The organism is Paenibacillus sp. FSL M7-1455 (genome assembly GCF_038004655.1).
GTDB classification, from domain to species: domain Bacteria; phylum Bacillota; class Bacilli; order Paenibacillales; family Paenibacillaceae; genus Paenibacillus_AQ; species Paenibacillus_AQ cookii.
This window is the reverse complement of sequence record NZ_JBBORO010000001.1, coordinates 557,682-579,045: the sequence shown is the minus strand read 5'-3', so window position 1 is coordinate 579,045 and position 21,364 is coordinate 557,682. Positions and strand designations below refer to the sequence as shown.

The following is a 21,364-nucleotide window of genomic DNA, read 5'->3' as shown; positions in this document are numbered from 1 at the left end:
CCCCGTTTGAGTTCTCCAAGCCCCGTTACAGCAGCTTTTTCCTGACGTTCCGCAAGTAGTGGAAGCGAATGAAGAAAAAATACATCACCTGGGCCGCAAAAAAGCAAAGCAGGACGAACCCCATCTCCAAAGCGATCGATAAATAAAAGAGGCTTTGAAGCGCGATAAAGGCAAAGCTGCTGTGAATGACCGCAAGGACGATCGGGACGAAAAACAAAAGCGCCAGCTGCCGCGTCACGATGCGGCTGAGCTCCTTGTCCGTCAGCCCCAGCTTGGCCATGGCGGCGTATTGCCGCCGGTCGTAATCCAGATCCGCGTAAAGGCGGAAATACAGAAAGGAACCCGCGGCGATGAAAAATACCGTGCCGATCAGCAAGGCGGCAAAAAGCATCGCGCGGTACGCCCCCATCTGCAGCACGTACAGCGTGCCGCTGACGGCGATCGTAAAGCCGCGATTTTCGCTAAACCTCACTTCGCCCGAATCGGCCAGGGTGTTCGCCACTCCGAGCGTTTTCCGGAAGTCGTCCACGTAAAACGCGGTATAACGGTCGGTTCCCGCCCGGGACTCCAAGCGGCCGAACAATTCGTCGCTGACCACGAGGCCGCTGGTATAACCGTCCATCTGCCGCAGATCCGTCCGGAGCAAATGCTCGGGCACGGCGACATGCCGGGTATAGCCGATTTCCTTGAGATGCAGCCGCCCGCCCGTTACGGCATGGACCGCCAGCGGTCTCGCATTCATGAAGGCCCGATCCCGTTCGGAGCTGACGAGTGCGAGCGCATCGGAACCGGTTAAGGGCTGTTCGCCGTGCGAAAGGCCTGCCATCCGGATCGCCCGTTCGTAACTGGATAACGAAATGACGGACAGCACCTCGGGATCGGAACCCGAGCCTTCCGAAGCGACCAGAATATTTTTGACCGGAAATTGGAGCATGCGCGGGTGCAGTCCTTTTGCCAGCAGCTCCCTTTGTATGGATTGCAGATGTTCCCCTTCCGCCGGATTGCCGTCCTTCGCCAAATAACTGACCGCAGCCGGATAATCGTTATGGAACTGTTCCGACAGCGTATTAATGGATGCGGATACCCCGACGGCGCAGAACGAGACGGTCGAAACGATCGTCACCATAAACAGCATCCGGGCATGGTCCTTTAACCGGTAGGACAGATTGGACAACGTGACGATGTTCGTTTTTTCCCAAAACAACCCCCGCTTTTTCTGAAGCCGCTCGACAAGCCATACCCCTGCGTGGTTATACAGCAGATACGTGCCCGCGACGGTCATGGCGGTGACGGGCAGCATGCGGACGTACAGATCGGAAACGCTCGTCGTCGCCGCAAACCCGTAGGCTGCGACGATGAGCACGACGGCTGCCGCCGATAGCCAGGCGGACCCTTTAGGAGCAAGTTTGGTGCGGCGCCCGGCTTGAAAAAGCTCGATTAAGGAAAGATTCCGCAACAAACCCGACGTGCACATCGAAATGATCAGAAAAAGCACCGCAAAAGCGCCGGTCGTAAGCGCAAGCGCCTCCCACGTCAAACGGAACGGAATCGAGGGAACGCCGAACACCAGGGAGCCGATCATCAGGAACAGCTTCCCGGTGACGAGCCCCGAAGCGATGCCCGCGACGACGGCCCCGGTGCCGATCAGCATGTTTTCCAGAAAAATCATCCGGTGCAGCTGCCTTTTCGTCATGCCGTGCATCAGCCAAATTCCGATTTCATGCTTGCGCGAGGCCAAAAACGAACCTACGGAATACAGAACAAAAAAGAACAAAAAAAGATACATGACGCATACCGCCGTAATCATCGTCTGCATGACGATCGGATACATGATGGACTCGCGGATCCCCGGATTGAAAATAAACAGCGTGCAGACGAAAAAGATCATGACGGAAAAAGCGCTGCTCAGAAAATAAGCCGCATACGTGCGCTTGTTGCGGGAGACGTTCCTATAAGCGAATTGTAGAAAGGACACGGCGATCCCCTCCTAAGAGCGACAGCATGTCGATGATCCGCTGAAAAAATCCCTGGCGGTTGTCCCCCCGGTAAATCTCGTTGTAAAACCGGCCGTCTTTGATGAAAATGACGCGCTTGCAGAAGCTTGCCGCCACCGGGTCATGCGTCACCATCAAGATGGTCGCCCCTTCCTCGTTCAAAGTCCGCAGCGTCCTCATCACGTCGTCCGATGCTTTGGAGTCGAGGTTGCCCGTCGGCTCGTCGGCAAGGATCAGCGACGGCTTATGGATGATGGCCCGCGCAATGGCGGTCCGCTGCATCTGTCCGCCCGATAATTCGTAAATCCGCCGGTCCAAGATGTCCGAAATGCCTAATTTTAAGGCGATATCATTTAATTTTTGCTCCATCTCCCCCACCGGCACGCCGTCAAGCGACAACGGCAGCACGATGTTTTCGGCCACGGTCATGGCGTCAAGAAGGTTAAAATGCTGAAATACGAATCCGAGCTCGCGGCGGCGGAATAGCGCCGTTTCCGTCCGGCCGAGCTGGTGCGGATTGATGCCGTTGATTTGTATTTCGCCGGAGGTCGGTTCGTCGATGGTCGCAATGACGTTTAAGAGCGTCGTTTTCCCGCTTCCCGACGGCCCCATGATCCCGACGAATTCTTCCTCGCGAAGGGAGAACCGAACGTTGTCCAGCGCCTGCCGCGGCACCTGCCCTTCGTAAATTTTCGATAAGTATTTCACGTCCAAAATCGTCAACGCTGCCGGCTCCTTGCTTCATAAGATCGATCTCATGGTTTTATTATAGGGAAGATGCCTCTCCCGCTGCCATGCCGTAAGCTTACACAAGCTTACACTTTTGTAAGCTTCACTGCGCGGCTCAAGGTTTCAAAAAATCAACCGGACCGTCGTCCCCTTCCCCGCCTCGGATTTCACTTGAATGTCATGCCCCAGTTTCCCGCAAATCTGCTTCGCCAAATAAAGCCCCATGCCCGTCGATTCCTGGAACTCTCTGCCGTTCTCCCCGGTGAAATACGGCTCGAATACGCGGGGCAAATCCCCTTGGGGAATGCCGACCCCTTCGTCCTGCACCTCGAGCACCGCTTGTTCGCCGCGGCGATAGCCGTAAAACACGATCTTGCGATTTTCGCCCCGCGTATAACGGACCGCGTTGGTGATCAGCTGCGTCAGCACGAAGGCAAGCCATTTCTCATCCGAAGCAATGAGCAGGGGCTCGTCCATCCGGATCAGCGGAAACACATGGCTGCGGATAAACAGCCTTTTCTGGGACGAGGTCACCTCGCGCACGACCCGGCGCAAATCAAGCGTCTCGACATGGAAATCCCGTTCGAACGTGTCCAGGCGCGCGGTGTACAGCACGATGTCGAGTCCCTTGCGGATCCGGTCCAGCTCGTCGCCGATGGCGGCGAATTCGGCCTCGTCCCTGTTCCGGATCATCAAATGGATGACGGACAACGGCGTTTTCATCTGATGGACCCACTGATGAATGAATTCCAAATGGGATTCGATTTTATGTTTGTAATGCTGCAAATCGGTCTGATAGCGCCGGTACTGGCGTTTGAACAAACGCTGCAGGCTTTGGGCGAGCGGCGTCTGATGTTTGTCTTTCAGCAGCTCCTCGGTCGAAGAAACCTCCTCGGCCAGCCGGACGTAAAAAGTACGGTTTCTTATATAGCGGATCACGAGGTAAACGGACAACAAACATACGCTGAGCAGACCGGCGTATAGACTGATGCCTACATCGCGGCTGCCGTCGAGCCAGTACACGAGGGTGACGAGGAATAATTGCAGCAGATAGACGGCGACTAGAGGGGCCTGGTCCCGGATGAACAGCCTCATGTTTCATCCCCCCAATTCGGCAGGAGACGGTATCCCTGCCCGCGGATCGTTTGGAGGGCGTCATGAATGCCGACCGCCGCCAGCTTTTTGCGGACGCGGGTCACATAAACGTTCAGCGTGTTGTCGTCGACGAACCATTGGTCGTCCCAAATTTTGTCGAGCAGCCGGTCCCGGCTGACGACTTGCCCGGACCTTGCGATCAGTTCGTCCAAAATTTTGGCTTCGGTCGGGCTCAAATCGGTTTTGTCCCCGTTAAAGGAGAGCGCCAGCCGTTCCATATCGAGGGTTAGCCCCGAGACGCCCACCGTCCGCCGCTGCTGCGATGCCGCGTAAGACCCGTAGGCCCGGCGGAGCTGGCTGTTGATTTTGGCCAGGGCGATTTCGAAATCGAACGGTTTGGTCAAATAATCGTCGGCCCCGTTCTCCAGCGCCATCACCTGATCCATTTTGCTGTCGCGGGCGGAGATGAAAATAATCGGGCAAGTCGAGCCGTTCCGGATTTGCCGGCACCAATAAAATCCGTCGAACATCGGCAAATTGACGTCAAGCAGCACGAGATGAGGCTGGAACCGTTCGAATTCGGCGATCACCGCCCCAAAATCGGCCGCGCATTTCGTATCGTAGCCGAATTTGTGCAAATGCTCCTTCAGCAAGCCGACAAGTCCCTTGTCATCTTCGACGATAAATATTTTGAACATTCGGGCGCTCTCCTTCGCATGAGGTGTATTTGCCTAGTATTGTACCATGCCGGGCCGCCCCTGAAATCATCCATGAAAAAGGAGCAGCTGCCGAGAGACAACTGCTCCTTTTTCACTTGCTTATCCTTTCGGGAGGTCGATGCTTACGGGACAGTTCAACCGCGGGAAACCGGACCGAATACCGGCGCCAACCTGGAGGGATGCAATTGGCCGCTTAATCCGAAATATTCGCAAAAGTTCATGATGAGCGGATTCCATTTTAGCGGCTTTCGGTCCTTCCACCGTATATGCATACATGATTTTCTCGGTAAGTTCGCCTGAATGTTAAAACGTGCTAAGTCATGTTTCATGATTCCAATAGTTCTTAATCGGATCGAGAGCGGATGCGTTTTTGACCTTGTATAGATGATGAGTTTCGTTTTCCGAATCCAATATCTGCACGTTGTTGTTATCATCCCAAAAAACGCTGAATGTCGGCTTTCCCTGGACTAATATGAGCATCGAATACGTATCTTTGGCAGCATCTTGATGGCGGTTCGCTTTTTCAAGCTCTACTGAAGACATGGCAGCCAACATGCGGTGTATGTCCTCTTTGTTTCTAAGAGCGAACGTTTTTTCATCCGACGACTTTATCAGCTTCACGGCGGAGACTTCCCGATCCCCGATCTTCTCGATGATTTCTTTTTTAAATGTTGTGTTCGGGTCTGATTGAAAAAGCGGCGGAATAGCGAAGACAACGACTAGGACAATCACAAGCCCGCAAACGACAAGCAATGGACGTTTTTTCAAAAAACCACGCTCCCATTATTTATTGAAAGAACTCCGCTCCCCCTAATCACCCTTATCTTCTTCTTTTTCAACCCCTCTAAAGTTCAAGATGAAAGATGCGCCAGTTTTCAAAAGGATACCCTAAGTGCCGTCCGGGACTGTCGCCTAATTCCCCTCCACTGAATAATATCTGAGGTAAAGGATGATTCAAGAGAGGATGTTGGCCGTGCAAGCTGTTCCCCATAGTGCAGATCAAGGATGGATTGCCTACACGTCGAACCGGAGCGGAACGTTCGAGATCTGGTTGTTCCGACCGCAGGATGGTCTTCATGTTCAAATGACCCGGGGACTTGGCGCGGAATTTTCCGTTCCCTATTGGTCTCCCGACGGCAGAAAAATCGCCTTCATCGGCGCGGGCAATGTGGTTTACGTACTGGATACCGTTACGCTCGCCGTCGCCAGGATCGACCAAATCGAACTCTATACGCTGTTGGACTGGTCTCCGGACAGCCGATTTCTTGCGTATGTCAATAACGCGCGAATCGTCGTCTACGATACGTTCTCACATCGCAGCTATGCCATCATGGAGCCGGGTGCCAGCGATGTCCAGTGGTTCCCTTCAGGTACCGAGCTTTTATTTGCGGCCCCGGATTCCTCCGGCAATACCCAGCTTTTCCGGATTCGGGCGAATGGCACCGGCCGAAGACAAATCACGCAAAATACGGACGGCCCCCTTCATGACGTCCGGATTTCCCCGGACGGAAGCTTCGCGCTTTATACGTTTCCCGGCGCAAGCATCTCCATCATTTCGACGGTGGATTTGACCACCGGTACCGTCTATAAGCTCGAAGGCGGACCGCTTGCCGAAAACTACTATCCGGCATGGTCCCCTGACTCCCGGAGCATCGCCTACAGCGCTACGGCCTATCAGGAACCGACTTATTATTCTCTCATCCAAATCGACAGCCGTATCGGTCGAAATCAAAGGACGTTGGCGGTTTCCGACTGTTTCGCCACTCCCGTCGGCTGGTCGCCGGACGGTGAAAAAATCGCGTACTTATCGGGATGCGCAGGCGCGGAAAGCGCGAGCCGGCTCTGGATCATCGATATTGGAGAGCAGAAACCGGTGAATGTTCTCAACGGCGGCCGGATTACTGCCCTGCAGTGGTCTCCTCGCGTCAGAAGGCTTCCGGCAAACATCTTCACAAGCTTGGTGTACCAGGTATCTTTTCCGTATCCCGCAAACTGGCGCCGGGTCAGCGATGAGAAGTACGAAGGGTTTGACGGTTTTTTTCAGGTATCCGCCATTTCAGCGGGCGACCGGATCGCAGATGTATGCCGCTCCGAAGCTTTTCATCCATTGATGCCCTACGGTTCATCTCCCCGGATTGTCAATGCGACGATACAACATCAAGAGGCGTGCTTCATTTCCCCCTCGGCCGACCAGCCTGCGGAGATGAACAAACAGGCGGCACTTATCGTGCGATATCCCCGTCCCGTTCACATAGGGGAAACGTCGTACAATTATTTTATTCTGTGGGCGGACGTTAATCACATCCGTCAAATTGGCCGGCGGTTGACGTTCCTTTTAACGTAAGGGGCATATAGTCGACTCGGCTTGCAGGTCTATACCATTGGATTGTCAACAGTAAATCAGACAGCATTTTTAAGGGCTGCATGGCGATACTGAACCGGTGTCATGTATCCTAGTGTTCCATGAATCCGATGCTTGTTAAACCAGTTAACATAATCGTATAATTCCAGTTCCAGATGACGAAGACTCTGGAAGTTCATCTGGTTCACGAACTCTGTTTTCATAATCTTGTAGGTCGCTTCCGCCACAGCGTTGTCGTAGGGGCAGCCTTTCATGCTCAGGGATCGGCCAATTTCAAATGTCTCCAAAAGTGCATCTCTGAAGCTTGATGTCCAGCTCAATCAACCGTTCCAGATCCTGAACGGTCTTCATCATTATATGTCCAGCCTGTAGGTCCTTAACCCATTGGGCGATAGCTGCCTTGACGATTTTACGGTACTGCTCTTTGGATTCCAGGATCCCTTTCATCACGGCGAGCTCATGCTGCAATAAATCTTCATCTTTTGTTCTCATGTGGTCCCCTCAGCTTTCCTTTATACTGGAATGCGAGATAGCGGCGGTGTCGATAAATGCCGCGCGCGGCGGGCCGCTATCTCAGCTGGGGGTACCTGGGCGAATACCCTGGGTATGATCAGGAGGACGTGTCAGCGTCCTCCTTTTATTTTAATTAGGGCTTGCTGAACACTTAAAAAAACAACAAAAACCGCATAACAACAAGGATTCTAAGGCCCATTTGTCGAAATCATATGCAAAGGAAATGTTTGAAAACCACCTAAAACCTTTGCAGATGGAGTGACGAAGATGTTTAAGCCGACCGCGCACCTCGATAATCAATTGATCCTGCCCGGCGATTTCTTTCTGCCCTTTGGCGGAAAGCTGGACGAGGACAATCGCTGGGTCCAGTTGGCGCGGTTGGTGCCGTGGGCGGAGGCTGAGAAAACATACGGTCAATTTTTCAAAGACACCTTTCGCGGCCAGCAAACGATCAGTCTTCGGATGGGGCTCGGTGCGCTCATCATTCAGGAGCGAATGCAACTGACCGACAGAGAAACGTTGGAGTCGATCAGCGAAAATCCTTACATGCAATACTTCATTGGTCTGCCTGGATTCGTCATGAAGCCACCGTTCCATCACTCCATGATGACGCATTTCCGCAAGCGTCTGACGGACGTGCTGGCAGAGTTGAATGAGATCGTCGCCACCGAAGGTGCGAAGGAAACGAAAGATGATGATGACAGCAACGACGCGACCGGCGGCGGTAAAGGCCAAGGGAAGCGCTCGAAGAAGCGCGCCTCTGATGAAGAAGTCGAGCAGCAAACCATGTTTGCACAATCGCAAGTCGCATCGTCAGAAGCAGCGTCTCCCGTGGAGTCGATGGCTACAGAGTCAGAGGTTCCTGAAACGAATAAACTTGTTTGCGAAGCGCATCCGAAATCGACCGCAGAATGGGAAGCCCCTGAGCAGCCGAATCAAGGGACCGTGCTGGTGGATGCCACCTGTGCGCCGGCGGATGTGGCGTATCCGACCGATCTGAATCTGTTGAATGAAGCGCGGGAGAAGCTCGAAGCGATCATCGATACGCTGCATGAGCCGGTCATCGGACAAATGGCGAAACCGCGCACGTACCGGGAAAAAGCGCGCAAACAGTTTCTGGCCGTTTCCAAGCAACGCAGACCGGGGCCGAAAGTGATTCGCAAAGCGATCAGGAGGCAACTCGGTTACGTTGGACGGAACCTCTCCATCATCGCCGAGCAAGCCAAGTCGCAACCGCTCACGCTACTTGGCCGCAAAGCCTATCGCGACCTGCTGGTGATTCACGAACTGTACCGTCAGCAGCTTCACATGTACAACGAGCGTTCCCACCAGATGGAAGACCGGGTCGTCAGCATTCATCAGCCGCATGTCAGGCCGATCGTGCGCGGGAAAGCCAAGGCGCGCGTCGAGTTCGGAGCCAAGATCGCGGTAAGCATGACGAAGGGCTACGCGTTCCTTGATCGGCTATCTTGGGATAACTTCAACGAGAGCACGACGCTCATGGACGTGATCGAGAAGTATCGCAGCCGCATGGGATTCTATCCGGCTGTCGTCCAAGCGGATCAGATCTACCGCACACGCGAAAACCGGAGATTCTGCAAACAGCATGGGATTCGGCTCAGCGGACCGGCACTGGGACGCAAGCCGAAAAACGGCCCGACAAGCGAAGATAGGCAAGTGGCCAAACAGGATACCGGAGAACGAAACGCAATCGAAGGCAAGTTCGGAGAAGGCAAGCGCAAGTACGGGCTTGGCTGTATTCGAGCACGCCTCGCAAAGACAAGTGAATCCGTGATTACGCTGCAACTTCTGGTGATGAACCTGGAGCGCAGGCTCCGCGTTCTTTTTTGCCTCATTTTTACGCTGCTATCTCGCAGTCGCCTAGCCATGAGTTTCGGTTAAAGAATCGTTCAGCAAGCCCTAATTAAAATTTGATTAACCTATTTCAAAGAAAAAACCACCCAATCAGTAGGTGGTTGATGTTTCAAATATCTGTCCTATTAGTCAACATATTAAAGAGTATTTAGAATTCAATCACCAATGAGGAAAATAGAGTGAAACAAAGCTACGAAAAATTCAGGTTCTTGTATCGGAGAAGCTTCTTCGATCTCTAATCTTACCTTAAATCCTTCTGTCGTTTTCATTCTCCATCTAGCCAACTCCTTACCTGAATGCATGAACTTAGCCCAATCGAACATATCTTTCTTTATTACATACTCTTGATCTTGATAAGTGACTTTAAACTCTGGAGCAACTTTTTGCCAACTCTTATATGTAACTCTAAAAACGTCTTGTGTATCACTACGCTGAACACTATATTCCGGCCTCCCAAGCCATGGTGTTTTTTTGTTGCACTGGAACACCGGATGACCGTCTGCAGAATATACCTGGATCTGTGCGGACCAATCAATTCCAAATACATAATTGCACATCTTTGCTATAACATTGGGATATACTCGCTCAAACCAGCACACTACATTCCCTTGCTCGTCTTTAACTTTAGTCCGTTTGGTTGAGGGCTTCAGCTTTGGCGGGTTGTAGGAGAAGATCTTCATTAATGTCCCCCTCATAATTCAGATTTATAGAATGCATCCACTACAATCCTATCATCAATTACAATAATATTGAACAATCTGTCGTTAATTGAAGAATATCTCTGTTGATATAAATATCAATGATGAGTTATAGTTCAGCACTCGTTCGATTAATCAAAACAGGCTTAATGCCTGTCGCTTCCTGGTATCGTTGTTTGATTACATCACAGAACTTCGGATCAATCTCCATAGTCCTGCAAGAGCGATCCATCTGATTTATTTGGGATAAGGTTTGTGCAAAGGCATGATCTTGCGCCGCATCTTCTTGTTAAGGGGCATAAGGTATTTGTGCTTGCCTTCGGTACGATACAATTCGGCATTGGCATCAAGATTATTCCTGATCCAATCGATGCGTTGACTGCCGGTACCGTACTTGGAATGAATCGATTTGGGATGTGTCTTCTTCCCTTTAATGATGAAATAATGTTCACCGTCTGTCTTTCCCTCATAGATCCAGTTGGTCGCCTGATAGATCCCACCGTGATGCTTCTGTTCAACGTCGGCATAACTGACGATCAACTCAACGTTGGGGGACTGATCCTTCAAGAATCGAATTGCTTTGGCAAGGATCTCCGAAACAAACGACTTGTGTTTGGTCAATGCAACCCGTGTGAGCTCACAGCATTCACGTTGAGTCAGGCCGTAAGGAGACCCGATATTCTGAGTTGCCCCACGGCTGAATATAACAACCCCAATATACTGGCCATTCTCCCATGCTCCCACTTTCACGGACTTTCCAGCGGGTAAGCTGCGGCTATAGTGGAAGTTCTCGCAAGCAAACTTTGCGGCTGCATGCGTCGCCCAATCCACCTTTAAATCAATCATGTTCAAATTCCTCCCCGCAGTGCGGACAAGTCACAAGCTTTGAGCTCAATACCCCCAAATCCCCTTGATCTTCGGGAGTGCCTGCTTCAAAATTCGGGATCTCAATATCCCCAAGCATTTGTTTCAAGTCCACATCGTCAAAACCGGACAAGGAAATATCCACGCCGTCCTTTTGCAGCTCAACAAGCAACTGCGATAGAGCATCTTCATCCCAGTCACCTGATACTTTGTTCAAAGCAATATTCAGGAGCCGTTCCTGCTGATCGTCGAGATCCACGACAGACACTTGCAGTTCAGTATGGCTCTGCTCATTAACCAGGATCTTATACCGTTGATGGCCACCGACCATGTTTCCTGTGCGTTCATTCCAGATGATCGGCTCCACATAACCGAATTCCTCGATGCTTCGGCGAAGTTTTTCATATTCAACGTCCCCAGGCTGAAGATCAACCCGAGGGTTATAGGCTGCTGCATTAATCTGATCGATTGGCACGATTCTGATGTTCATGTCTCTACCTCCAGTGGTTTTATGACAACAAAAAAAGGACCAGCTCAGGGCTCGTCCTAATGATTGTATTAGCTGTTGTGTCTTCTCAGTGCGTCTTCTAAACGGTTGAATAAGTCGCCATACCGTTCTTTTGTGGCTTCATCAGTTACAATTTTCATTCCGTCTAGAAGTCCGGTGATTTAGGTCAGTTGTAACCGTCTCTTCGGCATAAAAAAAGAGGAAAACAACCCAACCAACGCCGAAATGAGCAGGTCCGACACTGCCTCCATCATCACGGATTTCGGTTTTGGACATGCCAAAACACCGGTTTGTGGTCGCTTTTTCTTAAACCGGCACAGTCTTTTCAGATTTTGAACGATGGCCGTGAGCACCGCCTGCTCTTGCATGCAGTCCAATCCACGGCTCCGTGCGCGGCCCAGGCCATGCGCGACTTTGCTTTCGGCAAACACATGCTCGCACCGCGTCCGCAACTTTTGCAGATGACGGTAAGAACCCATAAGCTGAATTCGTTTGGCTTTGTTTCGAATTTGGATTTCCCGGATTTTGGCCAGCCGTTTGCGTTGTTTCTCCGGATCGTTCGTTTGACGTTTCCAAGCAGGTACATCTTCCAGTGTCAGGTTGCGAAGCGAAACCAGGGGAACAATCCCTTGCTCGAACAACGCTTGCAGATAATCTGTCGTACCGTAGGCTTTATCGGCAGAAAGCGTCCGAATCCGGATTTGCGGATGGGCAAAACGGATCGCGAAGAGCTGCCGCAAGCTCGTTTCACGCTCAGCCGTTCCGGACGCGATGCTCGCTTGCGTAGACAGAATGACGCCGGATTTGATATCCGTCACATCATGCACCAAATACCGCAAATGCGCTTCCTGACCGTTGCTCTTTTTGTACAAGCGGGCATCCGGATCCGTTACGCTGCGGTGGGTCTTGTTCGAGAACGTTTTGCCATGAAAATCTTCATGCGTCGCTTCGTCTTCCAGCAGCCGCTCTTTTTGCGCGGGCGGTGCGGGCGGCTGTCGGTCATCATCGGAATCATGGGCGACACCACCGGTCTCTTCATCTTGCCGGGCCGTGCGAGCCAAATAGTCTTCAATCGACTCCACCGGGGCCAGGGTGATTTCTTTCAAGCTGTGAATGGATGCGTTGGCCCGTACCTGGGTGCCGTCGACGCCGACATGCACATCGGGTTGGACCAGTCCCGCGGCGATGCACTGATCGACGACATGTTTCATCAGCTTCTCAAAAACACCGTGCGTTCGCCACAATTTCCGGGTCTTCACCAAGGTCGTCCGATCCGGCAGGGACGGCCGCGATGAGTCCGGGCGCACGACGGATTCGAAATCCAGTCCGCAAAACCACAAATAGCCCGCATGCATGGGCAACAGTTGATACAATTCCCGTTCGGAATGGTTGAACAAATACGAAAGCAGCATCAGTCGAACCATCCGCTCCGGGTCAGCCGCCGGGCGGCCGGTACGTTCCGTATATAGAGGCGCCACCCAATCATGAACGATGGAAAAATCAAGCGCTTCGTTCAGTTGGCGCAGGATGTGCTTTTTCGGCACGAGTTCATCCATATCCACGAATTGGAACATCTGAGGCTGGATAGCCGATGACTTGCGGGCTTTCATACCTAATCACTCTTTCGATAGTCGTGTTACGATATTAATTCGACAAAACCGTGATAAAAGCCTGCTTACGCGGACTTTATCACCGGACTTCTAGACTAGATACCATTCCTTGAAGATGCACAACGTGAGTTTCAAGTGCATTGAAGTAATCTGGGTCTGAGGTTTGGATCAGCCTATTTATATAAAAAAGGTCTACAACTTCTAAAAGAAGAGTATTTTTATTAACAAATTTCATCTAAACACCCCCGTTCAAAACATTCATTCATGTCAAGGATATTTTACCTTCCTCAGTATGAAGTGTCGAGGATAAAACAAACAAATTGCTTTGTATTTGTGTTTGAGTTGGTTTCAACGTTTGGGTGACCATCATATGCATTCGTACGCTCACTCAGTTGCTGTTCTCCGCTCTTCAACGGACTGCTCCCTGCAATCGGATGTTCTCATACTAATACGCTTAAAACGGCTCATATTCCGTCATATAAGAGCAACAGAAAAAGCACCTAATTTAGGGTGCTTCCTTAAGAAATTCATATATCATTTTGATATAACGCGAAAGTGTTACGATGTAATCTTCGTCAGCAACTTTGGAAGCATCAAAAATCAATTGTTCTCCTGAATCCAGAGTGATAGTCAATTTCGAACCGGCATAGCGATCATTATGGTGTTCTAAATAGTCTAGTTTAGTCACCTTATAATCTTTATAAATAATTTCACTCAGGCTTCTCGTGTCATTCTTTATCGAAATGATATCTTTGTGCGTGAATATGGTCAGCCCTGGTTTTTCTTTACCGAACCAATCCTCCGGGTAGAATGCCATAATTTTTTCATCAAGCTGACTGTCTTGAATATGCATTAGTAAATCCGTATAAATTGAACTGCTTCCAAAGTATCTCTTAAATTCTTTGTACATTTCCATACGAATCCCTCCTCGACATCATAATTCGACATTCAGGAAGGTTTTTCCTTTCTAATACAACACTCAGGAGGTTTAGGACAAAACTGCTTCACTCCATCCCATCTCCCCCACACACAACCTTTGCATTTCTTCGGCTGCTCTCTGGGTCGGATCCGTTTCTTCTTCCGTCTTCTACTGACCACTTCTATTCCTCCAATAAAAAAAGCCGATCCAGTGAAGGAACGACTTTAATGTGATATGTATGATGTTGGTGTTACGTCCTAAAAGCATGCGCCCGAACGGTCGCCGCAAAAACGCTGCGCTCTTTGCTTTAAAAGCATACGTACTTTGTAACTATAGAGGAAGAACAAGACCATTTTAACGAAGTCACAAAATCAAGGTCAATCTTCGGAATGTCCTTCATTAGCGAAGAAACTAATACCATACATGTTTTACTCACTATTGCTCATTAATTCGATTATGCACTCGTCTTTACACTTCCTGATTTCTTTGAAGCTGATAGCTTCTCTTTCATAACTAGAAGCATTTCTACCAGTTCATCCCGGCTGATTAGTCTGACTCCGTTTGATTTTGCGAGCTCATAAGCCTGTTGAGTAAAATTACTGTTGGTAACAACCCATGCACCGGATGCCTTATAGTGTGCCTTAGCACCCTGAACTTCTTGAACAGCTTTCAACCCTACATTCTTTTTATAACGCTTGGCTTGAACCACAATCCGTTTCCCATCTTTGGACATAATCAGATCTGCTCCAAAGTCGCCTGCTGCCTTTGTAACCTCAGCCTTGTACCCCTGAGAGCGAAAAAGATGACCAAGATAATGTTCAAATTGTACGCCGTCCATCTTATCGATCTCAGCTATGCCTGACCTCTTCAGTCGTTCGGCACGTTTTCGTTGAATATAGACCATTAAAATAATAACTCCAACGACACCTAGCAATCCGACAACCAATGATGCTTGCCATGATCTTGTTACCGAATAGGTTCCAATAATTCCTCCCAACATCGCCATACCAGCTAACCCTTGGAACAATTCTTCTTCCTGCTTCGCCTTACTCTTCCTTCTTGCCATCATTTCTTCCCCCAAGTATGTATATTGTCCTGAACACAATTCGACACTTGGGACTAATTTCCTGCCTTGTATAGAAAAAAGCGAGAAGAGGAACGCCCCAGTCATATGCCGCCTCGTGCGGCTGTGCGTTTCATTCTCGCTTAATTCCCACAATACAAATATATCACCTAAAAAGTCCAACGAAGTGCCATTCTTCATTCAAAAATAGATTATTAATCAGTCACTGATTTAATAGCGAATAGTTCCTTTATGTAAATTCTATGTAAATTTATATATGAATCTACCTAAATTTTGCAATCATAGATTTATAATGCTATAATATTCCTGTAACAACCAAATTCTATGAAAAGAGGTATGAATCTATGAAAAAGGTTAAGCAACTGGGAATCGCATCATTATCTGCACTCTTGTTGTCTCATTTACTCTACCCGCTTTTGCTAGCGCTCAAGTTGCGAATGGAAATTCTACTAATTCGGGAACACAAATCGAATTACCGTCTGGCCCAATCAATCTAGACAAAAGAATTGAACTTGAACTTAGACAAGTAGATTACGATACTCTCTTTAGAACGGTTGGCGCTGAGCTTGGTATTACATCAACTGCAGGCGATGTTACTACACAAGGTTGGAAGACAAAACTAGCAAAAGAAGTAGCACAAGAATTGATCAAAAAACTCAAAAACGTTGGGTCACGTGCTTGGAATGAACAGATTAAAGTATACGTAGACAAATTGCCATTGACAGCTGGTGCAAAAACTACTCTTAAAACATATCTTAGTTACCAGGTACTCATGCAGGCATTGGATATTATGGTAGACTTCACAGGAACTGCAGAGGATGGCCTCTCTAACGCATTACAATCGGTTGGTATTCCGGCGTGGTTAAGCGATCCAGCTGCTAGAGCTATTGTATTCTTCCTGCTATAAAGCACCAATATTTAAGGGGGACTAAACGTGTACATACTTTCACTGATCATACTTATAATTACAGGTTTGGTGTCCGTCATTGATATTTTATTCGGCTTAAAAGAATCGGGCGAAGGTATCAGAATATTTGTCAACGTCTCTCAAGCTCTATTCTTCTTGTCGATACTATTCTTTGTAATAAAAATGTCTACCCGAAAGAAGTAAGCATCGAAAAAGGAGAGCTGTTTATCCAGCTCTCCTCAGGCTGTCGAGAAATGGATTGTCAACAGTAAATCAGACAGCATTTTTAAGGGCTGCATGGCGATACTGAACCGGTGTCATGTATCCTAGTGTTCCATGAATCCGATGCTTGTTAAACCAGTTAACATAATCGTATAATTCCAGTTCCAGATGACGAAGACTCTGGAAGTTCATCTGGTTCACGAACTCTGTTTTCATAATCTTGTAGGTCGCTTCCGCCACAGCGTTGTCGTAGGGGCAGCCTTTCATGCTCAGGGATCGGCCAATTTCAAATGTCTCCAAAAGTGCATCCATCTTTTGATTTTTAAACTCACTGCCACGGTCGGTATGGAACCATTGAATCTGAGATAAATCACCCTGAACCGTTGCAAAGGCACGAGAAACCAACACGGCATCCTTATGAGGGCCTACACTATGGCCGATGATCTCTCGATTGAACAGGTCGATAAGTACACAAATGTAATGCCACCGGTTCTGAACTTTCACATACGTCAGATCGCTGACAACGACTCGTTTAGCCTCCGTTTGATCGAATTCGCGATTCAGCGTATTGGCTGTAGACGCTTCATTACACGCGGACTTAAGGGGTTTATATTGCGACACGGTGTACGTAGAAACAAGTCCCTGCTCTTTCATGATCCGGCCAATTCGACGTCTGGAGACGACGAAACCACGTTCCTGGAGCTTGACTTTAATCTTGCGTGTACCGTAAGCTTTTCGATTCTTATGGAAAATGTCCGCAATCGCTTCGGCGACATCGTCTTCGCTCGTTTGTTCTTTCGCTTCATAGTAAAACGTACTTCTTGCGATTTGCAGGACGTCGCACATTGCTGATACCGAGTATTTATCACGGTTGTTCTGGATGATAGCTACTTTCGTCCCATGATCAGCGCGGCTTGCTTTAAAATATCCACCTCCATTTTCAGACGCTGGTTCTCCTTTCGCAAGGCAATCAGCTCATTGTCTTCGGAGGAGCGATTGTCCTTCTCCTTGAAGGAACCCGTTGTTTGGGCTTGTTTGATCCAGCGGTCTAAAGCGGAGGCTGTAAGGTCATATTCCTCCACGATCGCTGCTCTGGATTTTCCGTTTTCATAGAGTTCTACCATTTGTTTTTTGAATTCTGCTGTAAAGGTACGTCGTTGTTGTTTTGGCATTGTAGAGATCCGCTCCTTAGGATGATAGGTTTATTCTACAAGCCCTCATTTTTATTGTCCAACTAAGTGTAGACGATCCACCATAAAAAAGGGCACTCCATTAGGGAGTGCCCTCAGAGTGTCGAGAAAGTCCAACGGACTTTTCGACACTCTATTTTTTATATGGGGAATCATATCTTTTAAAATGAGTGTTTTGCATAATTCCGTTTCAGAGAAGAAGCGATAGCATATTCACTGTCGTTAAGGGGTAATTTTCGAAAATGGTATTATATGGATGAAGAAAAGGGCAGACTTGCAGAATTTTAGAACAGCTCGTTTTTTAAGCGGCAGCCCGTTTTGAATGATGAGAAACGGCGAGCGCAGATGCAAGCAGAACAATGGCATTCAAATACTGGTGAGTTGTGACTTTCTGAATGCCCCGGACATGTGCGGCGTCTGCCGTCAAATAGGTTTTCAATCGGGAGTTGCAGCGTTCTACGCTGGTTCGTTCATTGTAAAGTTCCTTCCAACGCTTTGTATCCCGATGAGGGATGCTGTATCGCCGGAGATCATCCTTCGCATTTACTTTGACGACCATTCCATAGTTTGAAGACGAGCAGGCAGCCATGCCAAGCGGACAGTCGACTTTACCCGTGGCATGCGGGCAGCGAAATTTATGCATATCGCCGTCAACTCCCCAGTATGTCATCGCATAACCCATGGAACAGCACGGTGTTCCGTTCGAGGTCATGCCAGCAGGCGGTTCCTTCTCCCCCCGAAGATTAAGGGGAATGATGGCTTGTGCCTTGACGTTGCGGGCGGCCTCATAAACTTTCATTTGGTCGTAGCCCGCATCGAGTATGAAAAATCGTGTGCTCGTCCTGGACGCTGTTTTCTCGATCAGGCCCGGCGCCATTTCTCCATCATTGACATGCGCCGGCGTTACTTCCAAGGCGATCGGCAATTCACTTTTCGTATCGACCGCCAGATGAATTTTGTAACCAAACCATGTGATTTTATTGCCGAAGGAATCAATTTTTGCGCCCCAGTTCGCATTACCCGTTTGCTCGCTTTTGCGTTTGGGCTGCTTTTTCTCGTAAGCGCGGAGAGCGGCGCTGTCTATGGCGACGTTACTGCCTTCTATGATACCTTCCTGCTGACAGCGTGTGACCAAATCCTCAAAAAGCCGTTTTGCCAAGTCCTTTCTCGTCAGTTCTGAGAAAACTCGGCTTAATGTGGATATGGAAGGAGCTTCTCGATCCAGCGGAAGACCACACTGATAACGAAACCGGAGATCCGTATCCAAACGCTTATGCAACCCTGAAAAGGTACTTATTCCTTCAAGCGGCGCAGCCAAGAGTGCTCGTAGAATACCTTGTCTGCAGTATCCCTCAGCGCCTCGGGGTGAACGGCTTCTCAGTTCCTTGGCATACGGTCTCAGATCGAGAGAGCTGAAGAAGATCGGCAATCTCTCCTTGGGTTGAATTTTTAAAAGTTCTTCGAAGGAAAACAGACATTCTTGGAGAATATACAAAGTGACTTCCTCCATCCTTGAGGTTTTTGGGTTTGGTCACTTGAAAACTTCTCCAAGTTGGGGTGAAGTCCCTTTTTTATGTCCGAAAATCCTTACGGCTCAAGGCCTCAGATTACTGCAAAACGCTCAAAATAAAAATCGATTTAAAGCGCTCTGAGAACCCTACTTCAGTGACCGACGAGGCAATTTTAAACCCCCTGCAAAAAAACAGGGGGTTTCTCGACAGCCTGAGGGCACTCCATTAGGGAGTGCCCTTCAAATCCGAACATTACTTGCATACCGTTATACTTTTAAAATATGCGCCTGTAGCTGACCTGAACCGCCTCGAGCACTAAACAGCGTTACCCCTTGCTTGCGCCCGACGTCAATCCGTCGACAAGCAATCGCTGCAAGAAAATAAACAAAATAGTGATCGGCACGGCGATCAGGACCGCTCCGGCGGCAAACGCCGTAAAGTTCGTGTTTTGGTTCGAAGCGACCATGTCGTACAGGCCGACCGCCAGCGTCCAGTTTTCCTTCGTCCGCAAAACAAGCCTTGCAAAAATGTAATCCACCCAAGGGCCGACGAACTGCGTTAGCGCCATATAGGTAATCATCGGCCGCGATAAAGGCAGGATGATGCGCGTAAAAATAACCCAGTTGCTCGCCCCGTCGATTTTTGCGGCTTCATCCAGCGTGCGCGGGATGGTGTCAAGAAAACCTTTGGCAATAAACGTCCCGCCGAGAGGCGCTCCGGCGGCGTACACGATAATTAGGGCCAGGTGCGTATCCAGCAGATGCCACTCTTTTAACAGCAGATAAATGGCGATCATGCTCATGAAGCCCGGGAACATCCCCAAAATGAGCACCGTCGACAAAGCCGTCTTCCGGCCGCGGAACCGGAACCGGGATACGGCGTAACTGGTCAGCAGCGTTAAAAATACGCCGATGATCATCGAAAACGTGGCGATTTTCAGCGTGTTCAAATACCACTGGCCGAACATGAAGCTTTTGGAAGTAAACAGCTCGCGGTAATGCTCCAGCGTAAAGGTTTCCGGGATCAGCGTCTTGCTGTACAGCGATTTGCCCGGCCGGAACGAGCCCAAAACGACCCAGAGGGCAGGATAGATCGCGCACACGGACAAAATGACCAGCACGAGATAACTTAGCCCCAGCCGGAAACCTCTTCTCACTTTGCGTCCACTCATTGGATCATATCCTCCTCTTTGAATGACTTGGTTCGCCGGTAATTGTAAATGGAGAACGAGGCGACAATCAGGAAGATGATGATGCCGACGGCAGACGCCATGTTGTATTTATTCTGATCCAGCGTCAGTTTGTACAGCCAGGTCACGAGCAAATCCGTGGCGCCGGCATATTGATAATCCCCGACCACCGGGTTACCGTTCGTCAGCAGATAAATGGCGTTAAAGTTGTTGATGTTGCCCGCAAACTGCATGATCAGCGTCGGCGCCGTCGAGAACAGGATCATCGGCAGCGTGATGATTTTGAATTTTTGGTATCCGCTGGCTCCGTCGATTTCCGCCGCTTCGTACATATCCTTCGGGATGGTGGTCAAAATCCCCATAATGAGAATCATCGATACCGGGATGCCGACCCACATATTGACGACGATGACCGTAACCTTCGCCCAAAACGGATCCGTCAGCCACGGCAGCTCGCCGAGGCCGAAATAACCGAGATATTGATTGATCGGGCCAAACTGGCCGTTAAACATGTTCCGCATCACGAGCAGCGAGATGAGCTGCGGAATCGCATAAGGAATAACCAGGATCGTCCGCCATAGTCCCTTGAATTTGATGCCCTGCTGATTAATGAGAAGAGCTACCAGCAGGCCGCCCAAATACGTCGTGACCGTCGACAGAACCGCCCAGATAATCGTCCAAGTCAGAACGCCGAAAAAGGTATGGCTCCACGTTTTGAGCGTCAAAAGATCCCTGAACGTTTGAAACCCGACCCAATCGACGAGTTTGGCCGGCGGGATGTGATTCGGCGCCGAATAGTTCGTGAACGCAAGCATGATCATGAACAGGATCGGCATAATCGTGAAAAACAGTACCCCAATGACCGGCAAGGTCAGAAAAGATTGCGCAAACTTGTAATCCAGCACGTAACGAACCGATTGTCTAAACGTGTTGGGGGTTTTCCCCTCTTCCCGGCGACACGCCGTTTTATAGGCATCCCGGATATTCATGACGTAAACGATAACAAACAAAGCAAAAAACAATAACGTAATCAAGCTTTGAACCATAATAAAAATCGAATGGTCCCCATCGATCCACTTGCCTTTTACCAACATCCGGGGCGCATCGCCAAGCGTAACGATTCCCCATAAAGCCCTGCCCAAATTCCCGCTGAAATAAAAAATCCCCCATGCCTCGATCAGCAGGAACATGACGCCTTTGATGAATTGGCGGTTATATATTTGTCCAAGCCCCATGCTTATGATCGACAGTATCGTTGCCTTGCTGCGGTGCCTTTCCATCAGCCCTCTCCTCTCACGGGTATGATGAGGAATCACCTGCCGCTTCGGGGAGCAGCAGGTGATTCCTCATGACATGCATCAACCTCTAACCGCGA

The 21,364-nt window shown here is 49.5% G+C and carries 19 protein-coding genes and 2 pseudogenes; 3 read left to right on the top strand and 18 right to left on the bottom strand.

Annotated features, from left to right (window positions below; genetic code table 11):
• Positions 1-25: 25 nt before the first annotated feature.
• From NYE48_RS02475 to NYE48_RS02450, 6 genes and pseudogenes are all read right to left on the bottom strand, one after another.
• Positions 26-1,975, bottom strand: a complete 1,950-nt coding sequence (locus NYE48_RS02475; RefSeq protein WP_340996683.1) for an ABC transporter permease — start codon at positions 1,973-1,975, stop codon at positions 26-28.
• Positions 1,950-2,717, bottom strand: coding sequence for an ABC transporter ATP-binding protein (locus tag NYE48_RS02470; RefSeq protein ID WP_340996681.1), 768 nt, complete (start codon positions 2,715-2,717; stop codon positions 1,950-1,952). Before NYE48_RS02470 ends, NYE48_RS02475 begins: the two co-directional genes overlap by 26 nt.
• Before the next feature lie 129 nt (positions 2,718-2,846).
• Positions 2,847-3,818 carry a sensor histidine kinase gene (locus NYE48_RS02465; protein WP_340996680.1) on the bottom strand — a complete coding sequence of 324 codons (972 nt, stop codon included), beginning with the start codon at positions 3,816-3,818 and terminating at the stop codon, positions 2,847-2,849.
• Entirely contained in the window at positions 3,815-4,516 is a 702-nt protein-coding gene (locus NYE48_RS02460) for a response regulator transcription factor (protein WP_340996678.1), read from the bottom strand. Before NYE48_RS02460 ends, NYE48_RS02465 begins: the two co-directional genes overlap by 4 nt.
• 155 nt (positions 4,517-4,671) lie before the next feature.
• Positions 4,672-4,782 (bottom strand): annotated as a pseudogene (locus NYE48_RS02455) (flavin reductase family protein); the annotation flags it as partial.
• A 73-nt stretch (positions 4,783-4,855) separates the two neighbouring features.
• The gene (locus tag NYE48_RS02450; RefSeq protein ID WP_340996676.1) at positions 4,856-5,305 is read right to left on the bottom strand and encodes a hypothetical protein; all 450 of its coding nucleotides are present in this window, start codon (positions 5,303-5,305) and stop codon (positions 4,856-4,858) included.
• 196 nt (positions 5,306-5,501) lie between these two features.
• Between NYE48_RS02450 and NYE48_RS02445 the strand changes: the two genes are divergently transcribed.
• Positions 5,502-6,881, top strand: a complete 1,380-nt coding sequence (locus NYE48_RS02445; RefSeq protein WP_340996674.1) for a WD40 repeat domain-containing protein — start codon at positions 5,502-5,504, stop codon at positions 6,879-6,881.
• 56 nt (positions 6,882-6,937) lie between these two features.
• Here NYE48_RS02445 and NYE48_RS02440 read toward each other — a convergent pair.
• Positions 6,938-7,195, bottom strand: a pseudogene (locus NYE48_RS02440) (IS3 family transposase); the annotation flags it as partial.
• Positions 7,173-7,391 carry a hypothetical protein gene (locus NYE48_RS02435; RefSeq protein WP_340996672.1) on the bottom strand — a complete coding sequence of 73 codons (219 nt, stop codon included), beginning with the start codon at positions 7,389-7,391 and terminating at the stop codon, positions 7,173-7,175. The pseudogene NYE48_RS02440 and the gene NYE48_RS02435, both read right to left, overlap by 23 nt.
• 288 nt (positions 7,392-7,679) lie before the next feature.
• Between NYE48_RS02435 and NYE48_RS02430 the strand changes: the two genes are divergently transcribed.
• Positions 7,680-9,314 carry an IS5-like element ISPaen2 family transposase gene (locus tag NYE48_RS02430; RefSeq protein ID WP_009225464.1) on the top strand — a complete coding sequence of 545 codons (1,635 nt, stop codon included), beginning with the start codon at positions 7,680-7,682 and terminating at the stop codon, positions 9,312-9,314.
• 128 nt (positions 9,315-9,442) lie between these two features.
• On the opposite strand, the gene NYE48_RS02425 is transcribed toward NYE48_RS02430, so the two are convergent.
• The 6 genes from NYE48_RS02425 to NYE48_RS02400 all read right to left on the bottom strand — a co-directional run bounded on the left by NYE48_RS02425 (position 9,443) and on the right by NYE48_RS02400 (position 15,132).
• Positions 9,443-9,967: a tubby C-terminal domain-like protein gene (locus tag NYE48_RS02425; RefSeq protein ID WP_251535845.1), complete on the bottom strand. Its 525-nt coding sequence runs from the start codon at positions 9,965-9,967 to the stop codon at positions 9,443-9,445.
• A gap of 255 nt (positions 9,968-10,222) precedes the next feature.
• Complete coding sequence (locus NYE48_RS02420; protein ID WP_251535846.1) at positions 10,223-10,831, bottom strand: Mom family adenine methylcarbamoylation protein; 609 nt, start codon at positions 10,829-10,831, stop codon at positions 10,223-10,225.
• Entirely contained in the window at positions 10,824-11,339 is a 516-nt protein-coding gene (locus tag NYE48_RS02415) for a ParB N-terminal domain-containing protein (protein ID WP_251535847.1), read from the bottom strand. The genes NYE48_RS02420 and NYE48_RS02415 overlap by 8 nt, the downstream gene beginning before the upstream one ends.
• 179 nt (positions 11,340-11,518) lie before the next feature.
• Positions 11,519-12,967: a transposase gene (locus NYE48_RS02410; protein WP_445323937.1), complete on the bottom strand. Its 1,449-nt coding sequence runs from the start codon at positions 12,965-12,967 to the stop codon at positions 11,519-11,521.
• A 505-nt stretch (positions 12,968-13,472) separates the two neighbouring features.
• Positions 13,473-13,883: a hypothetical protein gene (locus NYE48_RS02405; RefSeq protein ID WP_251535849.1), complete on the bottom strand. Its 411-nt coding sequence runs from the start codon at positions 13,881-13,883 to the stop codon at positions 13,473-13,475.
• Between the two features lie 457 nt (positions 13,884-14,340).
• A complete protein-coding gene (locus NYE48_RS02400; RefSeq protein WP_340996667.1) occupies positions 14,341-15,132 on the bottom strand; it encodes a restriction endonuclease in 792 nt (263 codons plus the stop codon).
• A 481-nt stretch (positions 15,133-15,613) separates the two neighbouring features.
• On the opposite strand from NYE48_RS02400, the gene NYE48_RS02395 reads away from it, so the two are divergent.
• Positions 15,614-15,877, top strand: coding sequence for a hypothetical protein (locus NYE48_RS02395; RefSeq protein ID WP_340996665.1), 264 nt, complete (start codon positions 15,614-15,616; stop codon positions 15,875-15,877).
• A 273-nt stretch (positions 15,878-16,150) separates the two neighbouring features.
• Here NYE48_RS02395 and NYE48_RS02390 read toward each other — a convergent pair.
• The 4 genes from NYE48_RS02390 to NYE48_RS02375 form a co-directional block, all read right to left on the bottom strand.
• Positions 16,151-17,271, bottom strand: a protein-coding gene (locus NYE48_RS02390) for an IS3 family transposase (protein WP_156124786.1) whose coding sequence is annotated in 2 segments (ribosomal slippage) — positions 16,151-17,022 and positions 17,022-17,271 — 1,122 coding nt in all. Because the reading frame shifts where the segments join, the coding sequence is not laid out codon by codon here.
• A 319-nt stretch (positions 17,272-17,590) separates the two neighbouring features.
• Entirely contained in the window at positions 17,591-18,784 is a 1,194-nt protein-coding gene (locus tag NYE48_RS02385) for a transposase (RefSeq protein ID WP_016311143.1), read from the bottom strand.
• A gap of 341 nt (positions 18,785-19,125) precedes the next feature.
• A complete protein-coding gene (locus NYE48_RS02380; protein WP_036713472.1) occupies positions 19,126-19,971 on the bottom strand; it encodes a sugar ABC transporter permease in 846 nt (281 codons plus the stop codon).
• Complete coding sequence (locus tag NYE48_RS02375) at positions 19,968-21,269, bottom strand: carbohydrate ABC transporter permease (RefSeq protein WP_340996661.1); 1,302 nt, start codon at positions 21,267-21,269, stop codon at positions 19,968-19,970. The genes NYE48_RS02380 and NYE48_RS02375 overlap by 4 nt, the downstream gene beginning before the upstream one ends.
• Between the last annotated feature and the right edge of the window lie 95 nt (positions 21,270-21,364).